General features: G+C 57.5%; 11 protein-coding genes. 3 read left to right on the forward strand and 8 right to left on the reverse strand.

The window, feature by feature from the left end; all coding sequences use genetic code 11:
- Positions 1-10: 10 nt before the first annotated feature.
- Positions 11-1,186 carry a type 2 isopentenyl-diphosphate Delta-isomerase gene (gene fni / locus ACY1JZ_RS12160; RefSeq protein ID WP_462629367.1) on the reverse strand — a complete coding sequence of 392 codons (1,176 nt, stop codon included), beginning with the start codon at positions 1,184-1,186 and terminating at the stop codon, positions 11-13.
- A 327-nt stretch (positions 1,187-1,513) separates the two neighbouring features.
- On the opposite strand from fni, the gene nagB reads away from it, so the two are divergent.
- The gene (gene nagB, locus ACY1JZ_RS12165; protein ID WP_462629368.1) at positions 1,514-2,272 is read left to right on the forward strand and encodes a glucosamine-6-phosphate deaminase; all 759 of its coding nucleotides are present in this window, start codon (positions 1,514-1,516) and stop codon (positions 2,270-2,272) included.
- A complete protein-coding gene (nagA, locus tag ACY1JZ_RS12170; protein ID WP_462629369.1) occupies positions 2,241-3,419 on the forward strand; it encodes an N-acetylglucosamine-6-phosphate deacetylase in 1,179 nt (392 codons plus the stop codon). The genes nagB and nagA overlap by 32 nt, the downstream gene beginning before the upstream one ends.
- A gap of 301 nt (positions 3,420-3,720) precedes the next feature.
- On the opposite strand, the gene ACY1JZ_RS12175 is transcribed toward nagA, so the two are convergent.
- From ACY1JZ_RS12175 to citZ, 6 genes are all read right to left on the reverse strand, one after another.
- Positions 3,721-4,518, reverse strand: coding sequence for a DeoR/GlpR family DNA-binding transcription regulator (locus ACY1JZ_RS12175; protein ID WP_270164737.1), 798 nt, complete (start codon positions 4,516-4,518; stop codon positions 3,721-3,723).
- A gap of 2 nt (positions 4,519-4,520) precedes the next feature.
- On the reverse strand, positions 4,521-5,477 hold the full coding sequence (locus ACY1JZ_RS12180; protein WP_462629370.1) for a sugar kinase: 957 nt from the start codon (positions 5,475-5,477) through the stop codon (positions 4,521-4,523).
- A 39-nt stretch (positions 5,478-5,516) separates the two neighbouring features.
- Positions 5,517-7,859 (reverse strand): DNA helicase RecQ, encoded by a 2,343-nt coding sequence (recQ, locus tag ACY1JZ_RS12185; RefSeq protein WP_462629371.1) that lies wholly within the window; start codon positions 7,857-7,859, stop codon positions 5,517-5,519.
- A gap of 168 nt (positions 7,860-8,027) precedes the next feature.
- Positions 8,028-8,969, reverse strand: coding sequence for a malate dehydrogenase (gene mdh / locus ACY1JZ_RS12190; RefSeq protein ID WP_462629372.1), 942 nt, complete (start codon positions 8,967-8,969; stop codon positions 8,028-8,030).
- A 69-nt stretch (positions 8,970-9,038) separates the two neighbouring features.
- Positions 9,039-10,331 (reverse strand): NADP-dependent isocitrate dehydrogenase, encoded by a 1,293-nt coding sequence (gene icd / locus ACY1JZ_RS12195; RefSeq protein WP_462629373.1) that lies wholly within the window; start codon positions 10,329-10,331, stop codon positions 9,039-9,041.
- Between the two features lie 147 nt (positions 10,332-10,478).
- The gene (gene citZ, locus ACY1JZ_RS12200; RefSeq protein ID WP_270164747.1) at positions 10,479-11,591 is read right to left on the reverse strand and encodes a citrate synthase; all 1,113 of its coding nucleotides are present in this window, start codon (positions 11,589-11,591) and stop codon (positions 10,479-10,481) included.
- 371 nt (positions 11,592-11,962) lie between these two features.
- On the opposite strand from citZ, the gene ACY1JZ_RS12205 reads away from it, so the two are divergent.
- Positions 11,963-13,480 (forward strand): Ppx/GppA phosphatase family protein, encoded by a 1,518-nt coding sequence (locus tag ACY1JZ_RS12205; RefSeq protein ID WP_462629374.1) that lies wholly within the window; start codon positions 11,963-11,965, stop codon positions 13,478-13,480.
- A gap of 238 nt (positions 13,481-13,718) precedes the next feature.
- Here ACY1JZ_RS12205 and ppk1 read toward each other — a convergent pair whose 3' ends face one another.
- Positions 13,719-15,782, reverse strand: a complete 2,064-nt coding sequence (gene ppk1, locus ACY1JZ_RS12210) for a polyphosphate kinase 1 (protein WP_462629375.1) — start codon at positions 15,780-15,782, stop codon at positions 13,719-13,721.
- Positions 15,783-15,794: the final 12 nt, after the last annotated feature.

The raw sequence follows: 15,794 nt of genomic DNA on the forward strand, positions 1-15,794 counted from the left end.
GTCATTAGTGCTACTGCCGTATTAACCGACTTGTATGACGCAGCGCTTCGATATCCCCTGCGCCGATACCGAACATGACCGCACGCAGCTCAAAGGCAATCTGTGCAAATTGGCGATGGAGCGCCTCCTCCCAGCGATCCGGCGAGGCGCCCTGGAGTGCGGCAGCCGGCAGCAATGCACGGCCGAAGCCTGCCAGATTCGCCCCTAGCGCCAGCGCCTTGGCCGCATCTACGCCGCTGGCCAGCCCGCCGCTGGCAATCAGCAGCGCCTCCGGCGCCGCCTCGCGAATCTCCGCGATGCAATCGGCCGTACTGTTGCCCCAATCTGCAAACGCCTCGGCGGCAAGCCGCTTCATCGGGTCGGCGCTGCGGAATTTCTCTACCTGGCTCCAGGAGGTGCCCCCTGCGCCAGCCGCGTCGATGAACGCGACCCCCGCACCCTGCAGAGCGCGTGCGGTCTCCCCGTCCACTCCCCAGCCGACCTCCTTGATCCCGACCGGCACGTCCAGAGCAGCACATACCTGCTCGATCTTGCGCAGCAGGCCGCCAAAATCCGTATCCCCCTCCATCTGGAATATCTCCTGCATGCTGTTCAGATGAAGCACCAGTGCATCCGCATCCGCCAGCTCGACTGCCCTGCGGCACTGCTCCACTCCGTAGCCATAGTTGAATTGCACTGCTCCCAGATTGGCAATAATCGGCACATCCGGCGCATAGCTGCGAATCTGAAAGGTTGGCGCCACCTCCGCATTCTCGATCGCTGCCCGCATCGAGCCAAGACCGATCGCCCAGCCGTGCGTCTGCGCAGCTACTGCCAATCTACGGTTAATCTCTCCGGCCTCGGCTGTACCGCCAGTCATCGAGCTGACCAGCAGCGGCGCTTGCAGGCGGCGTCCCAACCATTCGCTCTCCAGCGAAATGTCATTCAGCGCAAGCTCGGGCAGCGCACAATGACGGAACCGTAAGCGCTCCAGGCCTGTGGTGATGCCACTCCCTTGCACCTGCTCCTCCAGACAGATTCGAATATGCTCCCCTTTGCGCTTCGCCGTCGCCTCCGCAATCTGTACCGAAGCTTCACTATGCAGAGCCCCTTCTCCTGCCGAGCTTCGAGCAGCTTGCGCCGCTGCATCTGCCGCGGTATCCGTCTTCCCTTCCTGCTTGCTATGCTTATCCCGAAGCGTTGTCATCTGTCTCTCTCCTTCCATATCCTCACCGGACAACCGGCTCAGCTCTTCATGCAGCCTAGCAACCTGAGCTCATCATGAACAAGCTGACACACCGCCACTGCTGTACCGTACTTTAAGCCGTTCAACTGTCGATGGAATGTCCTGCCCACCAACGGCGCACACTTTCCGTTCATCATAACAAAGCGCCTGTTGCGAGCGCAAGCCAGGGTCATTCCTCTCTTGATTATGATCATTATAATCATTTTACTGAATTATTTAATCATTTTTATTGTTATAATCTTTATAATTAATTATAATGAAGACAACGAAGTGAGGGAGATGAGCTGAATGAAGATCAAGGTATTTGCAGGACAAGATGAGCTGGATCGCTACGCTGCGGAGCTGCTCTTACACATCGTAAGCCAACAGGAGCGTCCTGTATTAGGACTGGCAACTGGCTCTACTCCGATCGGCATCTATCAAGCTATGGTTCAGGCGGCGTCGCAGTCGGGGCTTTCCTTCCGCCATGCAACCACGTATAATTTGGATGAATACGTCGGTCTTGCCCCTGACCATGAGCAAAGCTACCGTTATTACATGGAGAAGCACCTGTTCCGCCATCTGGATATACCTGCCTCCCAGACGCATATTCCCGATGGACAGGCAGTTGATCTGCAGGCAGAGTGCCGCAGATATGATGCGATGCTCGCCGCGCAGCCCCTGGATGTCCAATTACTCGGCATTGGCCATAACGGACATATTGGCTTCAATGAGCCGGCGGAGGAGCTGCGCAGCGGAACGCATGTGGTCCAGTTGAAGGAGGAGACGCGGGCGGCCAACGCCAGATTCTTCAACCATCAAGACGAAGTGCCTGATCGTGCGCTAACGATGGGGGTAGGCTCGATACTGAAGGCCAAACAGATCATACTCGTCGCCAGGGGAGCGGACAAGGCTCAGATTGTGAAGCAGGCTCTGCAGGGACCGATAACGACCCGTGTTCCTGCTTCTCTGCTGCAGACTCATGCCCATGTAACCGTTCTGCTGGACCGGGATGCAGGAAGGGAATGGATGGAAGATGGAACGAAAGTCGAAATGGCACATTCATAATGTACAGCTCGTTCTTGAGGATCGTGTAGTTGAAGGCGCGGTAAGCGTGGAGAATGGTCAGATTGCCGCGGTACTGCCTGCGGGGAGTCGCCTGCCCGATGACGGCCGGCCTATACTCGACGGCGGCGGCGGCTATCTACTGCCAGGCTTCATCGATATGCACATCCATGGCGGCAATGGGAGCGAATATATGGAGGCGACGATGGATGCTTTCTCTACCATCTCCCGCTTTCATGCCGGACACGGCACCACCGGATTGCTCGCCACGACCGTTACAGCCTCTCGTGAGGATACCGAAGCGGTGCTTCGCTGTGCTGATGCGTTCCGCCAGGAGAGTGGCAGCTACGCCAAGCTGCTGGGCGTTCATCTGGAGGGGCCGTTCATTAGTCCCAAGTGGCCCGGCGCACAGAATCCGTCCTACATCACGGAGCCGCAGCTCGATTGGGTTCAGGACTGGGAGGCACGCTATCCTGGACTGATCCGCCAACTGACTCTGGCTCCGGAGAGCAAGGGAGCGCTGGAGCTGATCGGCTGGCTAAGCAAGCGGGGCATTATCGCCGCTGCCGGGCATACCGATGCGGATTATGAGACGATCCTGACAGCGGCAGATTACGGGCTGAGTCAGGCCGTTCATACGTATAATGCGATGACGCCGCTCCATCACCGCAAGCCGGGCACCGTCGGTGCTGTACTAACTCATGATGGCATCTGCGCCGAGCTGATCGCTGACGGGCATCATGTGCATCCAGGCGCTATCCGCCTCCTGCTGCGCGCCAAGCCGCTGGAGCAGGTCGTGCTCATCACGGACGCGATGTCTGCTGCCGGGCTAGGCAACGGTACGTACAAGCTCGGCGAGCTGGATGTGCTCGTGCAGGACGGCGTAGCTACGCTGGCCAAGGAAGGCAATCTGGCGGGCAGCACGCTGACGATGATTCAGGCATTCCGCTTCATGATGGAGCAGGCAGGTCTGAGCATATGGGAAGCCAGTCAACTGGGCAGCGCCAATCCTGCCCGCCGCCTCGGGCTGTGGGAACAGACCGGAAGCATCGCCGCAGGCAAGCATGCCGATCTCGTCTGGACGGACAGCGACTTCCAGATTCGGCAAACCTGGGTCGAAGGGAAGCCTGTGCTGACCGATGGGGTGTAACGCTGCTCCCCGATAGACAGCACGAATTCTGAATAAGCCACAGCATGACAACAGCTCCGCGATTCGCACATCCATGGTGTGCTGCCCATCGCGGAGCTGCTGTGTTATGTAGCCTGCTGGAGACGGATGACGTCTCATCTAGGTCGTGTCTGAAAACCCGTTCAAGGGCATCTCTCCCCGCCTTTTCGCCCCATGCTGCGTTGCTTTTTCTTGACGTACCCCCGGTACGCCTGCGAAAAAGCGCCTTGCCTGGAACAAAAATTCGGCCAGATCTGTTCCGTTCAGAGTGTTCAGACACGCCCTAGACATCGGCAATATGAATCTCCAGCCCCTTGCCTCCTAGTACAGCTCCTAATGCAGCGCTCAGTTCCTCAGGCAATGGCCGATCCGTAATTAGACCATGCAGTTGATCCGGGGTAGCCACCGAGAACAGCGAGGTGTGACCCAGCTTCGTATGGTCGAACAGCACATACGTCCATCTGGAGCGCCGCAGCAGTGCTTTGGCGATCTGGGCTTCCTGCTCCGAGTAGACCGTAATGCCGCTCTCTGCTGTCATGCCGTCTGCCCCAATGAACATTTTGCCTATATGGAGCTGGGCTACCATGCCCTCACCCAGCGGCCCGCATAGCTCAAAGCTGTTATGCCGCATAATGCCTCCCGTAACAACCACCTGAATATCGCTGCCCGCCAGCTCCATCGCAATATTGATTGCATTGGTCACCACCGTGATGCCGCGCCGCACCTTGAGCAGCTTGGCCAGCAGGTAGTTCGTCGTGCCTCCCGACAAGCCCACCACATCTCCCTCATGGATGAGCGAGGCGGCCTTGGCGGCGATTCGCTCCTTCTCCAGATAGGAAATCTCCGTCTTCTCGGCAAATGCCAGATCATGGACGGCGTGCATCCCCCTATACAATGCCCCGCCTAGCGTGCGTATGATCGGCTCCGTCTTCTCCATTGTCTCCAGATCGCGCCTGGCCGTCGCTTCCGAGCAGCCGAAGCGCTCCACGATCTCCGGGATCGATATTTTGCCCTGCTGCTTCAGCAGCAGCATGAGCTGGTCTCTGCGGCGCTGTCCTTTCGAACCTTGCGCTTCGCTCATCGTTACCGCTCCACCCATGCTTTATTGCCCAACTGCTGCTCCACCATGCTGCGCACTGGAAGCGCCTCCCAGTCCCCCTTGGTCTGAACAGCCAGCGAGCCCCCTACACTGGCAAGGCGCACCGCCTCCTCGGGGCTGAGTCCCTGCTGCACGCCATAGAGGAAGCCAGCACAGAACGCATCGCCTGCTCCGACCGTATCCACAACCTGCTGCGCCGGGAAGAACGGCACCTCGGTGCGTGTTCCCTTGTCCAGGATGACCGTCTTCTCGCCTACCCCTTTAATGACGCATACCGCTGGCAACGCGGACAGCTTGTCTACGACGGCCTCGAAGTCGTCGGTCTCATAGATGAGCTGCAGCTCATCCCAGCCCGGCAGGAAATAATCCGCTTGGGCAGCAAGCGGCAGCAGTGCAGCGCGCGCCTCCTCGATCGTCCAGAGCTTCAGACGCAGATTCGGGTCAAAGCAGACCTTCACACCCGCATCCTTGGCAATTCGCACCGCCTCGCGCACCGTCTCCAGGCAATTGCTGCTCAGCGCAGCCGTAATACCGGTCACATGCAGCAGCTTGCTGCCCTGGATATACGCGGCGTCCAGATCCTCGGGCTGCATCTTGCTGGCTGCGGAGTTCTTGCGATAGTAATGGACAGCGACCCGTCCTGCTACCTTCTCGCGGAACATGAGGCCGGTCGACTCTCCCTCGACCAGCTTCGCTTGCGCCACATCCACCCCTTCGCCGCGCAGCGTCTTATAGATGCTTGTTCCGAACGGATCAGCGCCCAGATGGCCGAACCAGCCCACCGAGCCGCCCAGCCGCGCAATTCCGATCGCCACATTACTCTCCGCCCCGCCAAAGCCCTGACTGAGCTGCGGCGCACGCTCCAATCCTTTATCGTCTACAGGCATGAATAAAGCCATCGTCTCTCCAAAGGTAATAATATCCGGCGATTTCACAGTCATCTTGCATCCCCCTGTTCCGGCCGAAGCCGTATGTATGCTCTATTTTAATTCATATTTGCAGATTACACCATGAATTGCAAAATACGTCACTTCATCCGGCAGCGCATCCTTGAGCGTCCGCAGCTTGTCTACGCCATGCTGTCCGGCCGCCTCCAGGATGAGCGGCTCCAGCTCAGGCGGAATAATGCGCGCCCATTCCAGCTCAAGCCCTTCCTGTGCAGCGCGGATAATATGCCCCTCGATCGTCATCCTGCCCATGCCGCGCTCCTTGGCAATGTCTGCAGGCTGTGCGCCTGCGGCGAACATCTCGTAGGAGATGAGATGGCTCGGCTTGTCCTCCGTGCCGTCGCCCTCTCCTATAGCCGCGTCTGCGCTGGAGCCAACTGCCTTACGGCTGCTCGCAGCCAATTCACTCGCTGGCATGACGCCGGCTGCCTCTGCTTCGAGGCTGGCAGACATCGGCCTGTCGTAGGAGGAGCCGGGAGCAGCCTCGCTGCTGTCGCCATGGACCGCGATTGTAGCGGTTGCAGCCGCTGCACTCCCCGCAGCCGCCTCGGCCGCTCCATTCACGCCCGCCATGCCTGCACGAGGCGATCGACCGCCTCCGGCATGCTGCGCGATAATATCCAGCAGCGCAGCTCCATATTTGGCCGCCTTCGCTGTGCCCACACCCTTGATCGACAGCAGCTCCTGCTCAGTGCGCGGCTGCACATCTGCCATCTCGCGAAGCGTGGCGTCGAAGAACAGAATGAACGGCGGCACGCCCTCCTGCGCTGCGGCCTCCTTGCGCCACAGACGCAGCGCATCGAACAGCGGCGAATAGCCGCCCGACGCCTGCCGAACTGTCCGTTGCTTGAGCGGCTTGCGCTTCTGGTAGACCTGCTGCTTGCCCTCCAGCACCGGAAGCGCATTCGCCGTCAGTGCTACGGTCGGATATGTGCCGTCGCTAACGCGCAGATAGCCCTCCGCAACGAGCCAATACAGCCATTCGACGATGTCCTTTTCATTCCAGTCCTGGAACAGCGCATAGGTTGTCAGCCGATTCAAGCCAAACTCCATAATGCGCTTCTCCTTCGAGCCCTTGAGCACCTTGGCAACGAGCGCCACGCCGAACCGCCCCTTCATCCGTCCGACACAGGAGAGCGCCTTCTGCGCCTCCGAGGTGACATCGATGGCCTCCGTCTCATCAAGGCAGCTCCCGCACTTGCCACAGGGCGGCACATCCGCCTCTCCGAAATATTCCACAATAAATTGCTGCAGACAGCGCTCGGTGCGCGCATAGTTCATCATCGTGTACAGCTTGCCTAGCTGCACCGCCTTGCGCCCTTCATCTGCGGCTCCCTGCTCGATCAGGAAGCGCTGCACCTGAATATCCTGGGAGGCGAACAGCAGGATGCACTCGCTCTCATCTCCGTCGCGTCCCGCACGTCCCGCCTCCTGATAATAGGACTCGATGTCCCCCGGCATCTGCCAGTGGACAACGAAGCGCACGTTCGGCTTGTCGATGCCCATGCCGAAGGCGTTGGTCGCTACAATGATGCGCGCCTCGTCATATCGGAACCGCTCCTGTGCATCGGCGCGTTCGTCATCAGAGAGGCCGCCATGGTATTTGGCAACCGCCAGCCCCTGCTTGCGCAGCTCCTCATAGACGCTGTCGACCTCCTTGCGGGTGGCTGCGTAGACGATGCCCGATTGGTCGGGGCGCTGCGCGATGAACTCCTTCAGGTAGCGCTTCTTATCCGCTCCGGTAACGACCGACAGCGCCAGGTTAGAGCGGGCAAAGCCGGTGACGAATACATTCGGATCATGCAGCGACAGCATCTCGGCAATATCTCTGGCCACCTCCGGCGTTGCTGTCGCCGTGAAGGCGGCTACAAGCGGACGATGGCGCAGCTTGCCGATCCAGCCAGCCAGTTGGCGGTAGCTTGGACGGAAATCATGTCCCCATTGCGAGACACAGTGTGCTTCATCGATCGCAATAAGCGGGATCTGCATCTGCTCCATCAAGGAGGCGAACATCGGCGCGTCCAGACGCTCGGGAGCGATGTAGAGCAGCTTATACTCGCCGCCTGCCGCCTTGCGCAGCACATCGCGGTATTCCCCTGCAGACAGGGAGCTGTTCAGATAGGCAGCCGGCACCCCCAGCCGATTCAAGGCATCGACCTGGTCCTTCATCAGTGAGATGAGCGGAGAAACGACCAGCGTAGTGCCTTCCAGCAGCATCGATGGAATCTGATAGCAGACGGACTTGCCTCCCCCTGTCGGCAGGATAGCAAGCGTATCCCGCCCCTCCATAATACCTGCTATAATCTCCGCCTGCCCCTTGCGGAAGGCATCATAGCCATAGATACGCTTCAGCAGGTGTCTTGCTCGTTCCAGCATAACGTCCCCTTTCAATATAAAGCGCGTTCAACTTCCTCTCCATGAGCTGGAGAATGACGCCGCGCGCATAAGATAGAAGCCAGCTCGTCTTGTCTCCTCATTGTACACTGTACAGTCGAAACATAGAAGACCCTGGCAGCGTTGTGTCAGGGTCTTCTATGTGGGGAATCAACCACTTATGATCTGTACCACGCTGCGGACAGATTGAGCGGACTTGTCGAGCGCTGCCTTCTCTTCTTCGGTCAGCTCCAGCTCGAATATCTTCTCGATGCCATCACCGCCCAGGATGACCGGAACGCCCATGAACAGCTTGTCATAGCCGTACTCGCCCTCCAGCAAGGCAATGACCGGTAGAATCCGCTTCTTGTCCTTGAGGATGGCCTCCGTCATCTGCACCATCGAGGCAGCAGGCGCATAGTAGGCGCTGCCGTTGCCCAGCAGATTCACGATCTCGCCGCCGCCCACCCGTGTGCGCTGGACGATAGCCTCAATCCGTTCCGCCGGAATCAGCTTCTCGATCGGGATGCCGCCAGCGTTGGAATAGCGAACGAGCGGCACCATATCATCGCCATGGCCGCCCAGCACGAAGCCGCGCACATCCTCAACCGAGATGCCCAGCTCCTGCGCAATGAAGGTGCAGTAGCGAGCCGTATCGAGCACACCGGACTGGCCGATGACACGGTTCTTCGGAAAGTCGAGCGCCTGGTATGCGACGTAAGTCATCGCATCCACCGGGTTGCTCAGGATAATGACATACGCGTTCGGGCTCGTTGCCTTAATGTTCTCACAGACCGACCGGACGATGCTCGCATTGGTATTCACCAGGTCATCGCGGCTCATTCCCGGCTTCCGGGCGATACCCGCCGTAATGATCACCACATCGGAATCCTTCGTATCCTCATAGTTGGAGGTGCCGATGATGTTGGCATCGATACCTTGGACTGGTGTCGACTCCAGCATATCCAGCGCCTTGCCCTTGGTCGGGTTCTCCAACTGCGGGATATCCACGAGCACAACATCCCCTAGCTCCTTCTGGGCGAGCATCAGCGCTGTGGTCGCTCCGGTAAAGCCGGCGCCGACCACCGAAATTTTACGACGCGTTATAGCCATATCGATCCCTACCCTCCGTAATTGTTATGAATCCGTTCATCCCTTGCGGGATGAACGGACTCGGGGAACTTACATATTGTTGATGATTTCGTTCGCAAACTCGGAGCATTTCACTTCTTTGGCGCCTTCCATCAGGCGGGCAAAGTCGTAGGTTACAGTCTTGTTGTTAATCGAAGTTTCCATGCCTTTGTAGATCAGGTCAGCCGCTTCCTGCCAGCCCAGGTGCTCCAGCATCATAACGCCGGACAGAATAACGGAACCAGGGTTTACGACATCCTTGTCCGCGTACTTAGGCGCTGTGCCGTGAGTAGCTTCGAAGATCGCATGACCTGTCAGGTAGTTGATGTTCGCTCCAGGAGCGATGCCGATGCCGCCAACTTGTGCAGCCAGTGCGTCAGACAGATAGTCGCCGTTCAGGTTCAGTGTAGCGATAACGTCGAAGTCTGTCGGGCGAGTCAGGACTTGCTGCAATGCGATGTCAGCGATCGCATCTTTTACAATAATCTTGCCAGCCGCTTCCGCCTCTTGCTGTGCCTTGTTCGCTGCGTCTACGCCTTCAGCTTCCTTGATGCGGTCATATTGACCCCAAGTGAAGGTTTGGTCAGCGAACTCTTGCTCCGCTACTTCGTAGCCCCAGTTTTTGAAGGCGCCCTCGGTGAATTTCATGATGTTGCCTTTGTGAACCAGAGTAACCGATTTTTTGCCGTGCTTGATTGCGTACTCGATCGCAGCGCGCGCCAGGCGTTTGGAGCCTTCAGCCGATACAGGCTTGATGCCGATACCGGAAGTTTCCGGGAAGCGGATTTTGTTCACGCCCATCTCTTTTTGCAGGAATTCGATTACCTTCTTCACTTCTGCAGAGCCTTCCTGGTACTCGATGCCCGCATAGATATCTTCTGTATTTTCACGGAAAATAACCATGTCTACCAGCTCAGGGCGCTTCACTGGCGAAGGCACGCCGTTGAAGTAGCGCACAGGACGCAGGCAAGTGTACAGGTCAAGCTCCTGACGGAGCGCCACGTTCAGGGAGCGGATGCCGCCGCCGATCGGCGTTGTCAGAGGTCCCTTGATCGCTACGATATATTCACGGATCGCAGTCAATGTATCGTTAGGCAGCCATTCGCCGTATTCGTTGAATGCTTTCTCGCCAGCAAATACTTCGTACCATGCCAGCTTCTTCGCGCCGCCATAAGCTTTATCTACAGCAGCGTCCAGCACGCGCTTGGAAGCGCGCCAGATGTCGCGGCCTGTGCCGTCCCCTTCAATGAATGGAATGATCGGGTTGTTTGGAACCTGAAGCTTGCCGTCAACAATAGTAATTTTCTCGCCTTCAGTTGGCAGTGCAAATTTTTCGAAAGACATGTATTTCGTTCCTCCTCAGGTAGTATGAATTCCCGTCGCATGACGGTAGCCGGAAAGCGGATATGAGGGTCCGCCCCGGCCGTTGCAGTATGTCGGCCTGTGCAGCCTCCCTCGCGGGCGCTGCTCCAACATACAGTTTAACATGAATTAACGCTCGTTAACAGGAATGTAATGCTGACCTACCAGGCCGGTGTACTCTGCACGCGGGCGAATGAGACGGTTGTTCTCATACTGCTCCAGAATGTGCGCGGTCCATCCAGACAGACGGCTAATGGCGAAGATCGGTGTGAACAGGTCACGCGGGATTTGCAGATTGGTGTAGACCGACGCCGAGTAGAAATCGACGTTAGGCTTCAATCCCTTCTGTCCGGTAACCAGGCTCTCGATGCGTACAGACATATCATACAGATCGGTGTTGCCTCTGAGCTTGCCCAGCTCCTGGGACATCTTCTGCAGATGCTTCGCGCGCGGATCGCCGTTCTTGTAGACACGGTGCCCAAAGCCCATAATTTTCTCTTTCTTGTCGAGCTTGTTCTGGATATAGGAATCCACGTTGTCGATGGAGCCGATCTCCTCCAGCATGACCATTACCGCTTCGTTCGCGCCGCCATGCAGCGGCCCCTTCAGCGCGCCGATCGCCGACGTTACGCCGGAGTAAATGTCAGAGAGAGTGGCCACGGTTACGCGGGCTGCAAAGGTAGATGCATTCAGCTCATGGTCAGCATGAAGCACGAGCGCTTGATCAAGCGCTTTCACTGCTATCTCATCCGGCGACTGCCCTGTCAGCATATACAAAAAATTATGTGCAATGCTCACGCCCTGCTTCGGAGCAATCGGCTCCTGGCCTTGGCGGATACGCGCAAAAGCGGCCACAACAGTCGGGAGTTGGGCCTGCAGCTTGATCGCCTTCTGAAGGTTCGCTTCAGAGGACATGTCATTGGCAGCCTCATCATACAGCGCGAGGCTTGATACCGCCGTGCGCAGTGCCGCCATGGAATTAGTCTTGTCAGGGTAAAGCTTCAGTTGCTGAATGACCTGCTCAGGAATCGGAGCATAGCTGCCGATCTTCTGAATCAGCTCGTCCAGCTCGGTTTGGGTAGGAAGCTTGCCATACCAGAGCAAGTAAGCAACCTCTTCGAACGTTGCATGCTGTGCCAGCTCATCGATGTTAATGCCGCGATACGTAAGCACGCCATCGATAATGGAGCTGATCGACGAAGTTGTGGCTACAATTCCTTCCAGACCTTTGGTAGCTGTCATGTTTCTCTCTCCTTTGACGAAAGAATTGGCTTTGAGTATCCAAATCTCGTATAAGCGTAAACGGCTGAGCCTTATGTGAATGAAGCGCAGCTCATTTCGCAATTCCAATACAAGCGGTCAAAATCCAAGTTTTACACTCGCTTATATTCTAAACCAGACGTCTTTTTAATAATAAAGTATTTTGTCAGGGAAGTGAACTCTTTCACCCAATAAAATTGTTTATCGCCTTCATAAAATTTTATTGTGATACGTTTTTCAACCATTCTCCCCTGTTTTCTTTACTTTTAGTCCTGTGGTTCCGGGCGTGCTTTTTTATGTGGGCAACCAATGGTAAAATAGCACTATCCCTTGGCATGACATGGAGGAATCAGATGAAGGAACAACGTATCGGCATTATAGATATTGGCTCCAATTCGATCCGGCTCGTCATCTATGAGCGAACCGTTCACGGAGCCCACCGGGTCATTGACGGCGCCAAGCGAGCGGCCAGGCTGAGCCAGCAGGTGGATGAACACGGCAATCTGGGGCAAGAGGCCGTCGCCCAGCTCGTCGACATTTTGAACCATTTCCGTATGATTTGCGGACTGCAGCATGTCGGCTTCATCCGTGCAGTAGCCACCGCAGCCATCCGCAATGCCGCCAACTCCAAGGAGGTGCTCGCCCAGCTTCAAGCGGAGACCGGGCTGGACATCGAGCTGCTGTCCGGGCTTGAGGAGGCTCGCTACGGCTTCCTGGGCACGATGAACAGCCTCGATCTGGAGGATGGCTTCCTGGTTGATATAGGAGGAGGCAGCTCCGAGGTGTCGCTGTTCCGCGGACGCAAGCTGCTGCGCACCGTCTCCTTCCCGTTCGGCTGCGTCAGCCTGGCCAGGCGCTTCACGAGCGGCGGGCTGATTGACGCCCAGCAGATGGTCGCACTGGAGGCGTATATTCGCCAGGCTCTCGATAGCGAGCCCTGGATTAGAGAGAGCAGCGGGCTGCCGCTCATAGCGGTCGGCGGCACGGCGCGCGCCTTCGGCAAGCTGGTGCAGGCGCGACAGCACTACCCGCTCTCCCAGACGCATAACTACGCGATTGACGGCGCAGCAGCCGGGGAGCTGGTCGCTATGCTGTCCCCGATGCCGCTGGAGCAGCGCAAGAAGTTCCCCGGACTATCCAAAGACCGGGCAGATGTGATCGTTCCAGGGCTTGCGGTGCTGCATGAGGTGTTCCGCGCCTCCGGGGCCGCCTCCTACCTGATCTGCGGCTCCGGCCTGCGTGACGGGCTGTTCTTCAGCACGCGCTTTCCCCATCAGCCGCTGCTGCAGGATGTCCTGACATACAGCGTAGGCAATCTGGCAGCGCTCCATCCGCAGGCGCCGCATGCACATATCCAGCAGGTACGGCAGACAGCGGCCAGCTTGCTGGCAGCGCTGGCTGACCGCAGCGCATTGCCTGCGCGGACAAGCCTGTGTCTGGACGCCGCCGCTTCGCTGCACCGGATCGGAGCGAGCATCGACTCATATCGCTATGAGAGCCACACCTTCTATCTCATCATGAATGCGCCGCTTAACGGTCTGTCTCACCGTGAGCTGGTCATCACGGCAGCCATCGCCTCCTACAAGACCAAGAAGCGCCTGAGGCAGCTCGTCCTTCCCTACGAACGGCTGCTCGAAGCACAGGATATGCAGCATATCGTCCGGCTTGGCACGCTGCTGCAGTTGGCCGTTGCCCTCAACCGCAGCGAGACGCAGTCTCTGCGCCAGCTTGGCATCAAGATTCAGGAGGGTCGCCTTGACCTGCAGCCGCTGCTCGGGAGCAGCGAGCTGCTGCTGGAGCGCCAGGAGGTGGAGGCACTGGCAGACGATTTCAGCAAGGCATGGGGGCTGACGCCCGTGCTGTACGCTTAGAGAGGAGCGCGGTGGAGCGCTGATATCGCTGGTATCGCTGGTCGCCCTGTACAGCCCTTGCAGCCCTTTCAGCGCTTCGCTTCAGCCCGCTCCCCTCGTAATTGAGCGCATGACCATGATAGCCCCATATACGGCAAACGCCCGAAAATGTCGTCAAGGACATTTCCGGGCGTCTTATGCTGCGATACTATAGACCAGAGCGGCTAGGAACTAGATGCTGAATGCTGGAGGCTTGAGACTACATCAGGCTTTTCCATTTGGATGTATCCATCGCCTCGAATTGGCTGCGGAGGGGCACAGAGCCCTTGCTTGCCAGCACATAGGTGCCGTTCGGCTGTAGCTCCCGCGCCTTGGTGTTATCTCCGAGACTCAGCGTCAATATATTTATCATAATATGGCGCAGCTCGCCATCCAGCACCGGACACAGCAGCTCCACCCGCCGCGTCAGATTGCGCGTCATCCAGTCTGCGCTTGACAGGTAAACCTCCTCTTCCCCGCCATTGTGGAAGTAGACGAGCCTGGAGTGCTCCAGGAAGCGGTCGACGATGCTGATCACCCGGATATTCTCACTGCGGCCGGGGACGCCAGGACGCAAGCAGCATACGCCGCGTATGATCAGCTCAATCTGGACGCCGGCCTGGGAGGCTTTGTACAGCTTGTCTATCATGTCCTGATTGGACAAGGAGTTCATCTTGGCGACAATCTTGGCCGGGCGCCCTGCCAGCGCGTGCTCCTTCTCGCGATCGATCAGCTCGAACAGCCGATCCATCAGATTCGTAGGCGCAACTGCGAATGCCCTCCACTCATGCGGATCGGAGTAGCCCGTCACTTCATTGAACAGCGCCGACGCATCGATGCCGATGACCGGATGCGAGGTGAGCAAGCCGATGTCGGTATACAGCTTGGAGGTACTCTCATTATAATTCCCGGTTCCGACATGGACATAACGCCGCAGCGCCCCCTCCTCCCGACGGACGACGAGCATGATTTTCGCATGAATCTTCAATCCAACCAGCCCATAGACGACATGGCAGCCTGCCTTCTCAAGCTGTCTGGCCCAAGCGATATTGCGTTCCTCATCAAACCTGGCCTTCAATTCCACGATGACCGTCACCTGCTTGCCGCTCTCTGCAGCTTCGGTGAGCGCCTGCACAAGCTTGGAGTCGCCGCTAACGCGATACAGCGTAATCTTGATCGCCAGCACATCCGGGTCCTCCGCCGCCTGAATGATGAAGTCATTGAATGCTTCAAACGACTCATAGGGATGATACAGCAGCACATCCCTGCGGCGCAGCACCTCGAAGATATCCTCCGTATCATCCAGCTCCACCGGGTAGACGGGCTCCAGCTTTTTGTAGCGCAGATGATCCTTGCCGGGCACCAGACCGCCAAGCTTCATCAGAAAGCTCAAGTCAAGCGGACCGTCGATCTCAATCACATTGTCCCCAATCTCCAGCTCCTCCTGCAGCATCTGCAGGGCATAAGGGTTCATCCCTTTGGCGATCTCCAGCCGCACCGGCATCCCCCAGCGACGCTTGCGCAGCTCCTTCTCGATCTCCTCGAGCAGATCCTCTGCCCCCTCTTCATTGAGCGTCAAATCTGCGTTGCGTGTCAGTCGGAAGGGATGTACCGCAACAGGCGTATAGCCGTTGAACAGCGTATTCATGTGGCGTTCAATCAGTTCCTCCAGCAGGATGAACTCGATGCGCTTACTGTTGACCTTGCCGGGAATCTGCACCAGACGATGCAATATGGAAGGCACCTGCACAATAGCGAACAACGGCTCCTCCTCAGGCAGCTCGCCCTCCTTGTTCAGCAGCACGGCCAGATACAGCTCCTTGGTATGTACAAGCGGGAAGGGGCGGCTCTGATCCACCGCCATCGGTGTCAGGACAGGGAACACGATCTCGCGGAAATAAATCTCCATCGCCGACTGCTGCGCCACGGTCAAATCCTGCAGCCTGCGGATGCGAATGCCCTCCTTCTCCAGCCCCTTCAGCGTATCCTTATAGGTTTTGTACTGCTCCGCCACCATATTGGAGGTATGCTTGAGCAGCCTTCTCCATAATCCACCTGGTGTATAGCCGGTAAAATCGATTTTATGGTATCCTGCCTTGATCTGATCCTGAATGCCAGCCACCCGCACACTCATGAATTCATCCAGATTACTGGAGACAATCGCCAAAAATTTGACGCGCTCCAGCAGCGGTGTTTCCGGGTCCTGTGCCTCCGACAGAACTCTGCGGTTGAATTCAATCCAGCTCAAATCTCTGTTTACGTAGTGGGACAACTGCTTTGTCATGTCGATAATTCC

The organism is Paenibacillus sp. J5 (assembly GCF_054955055.1).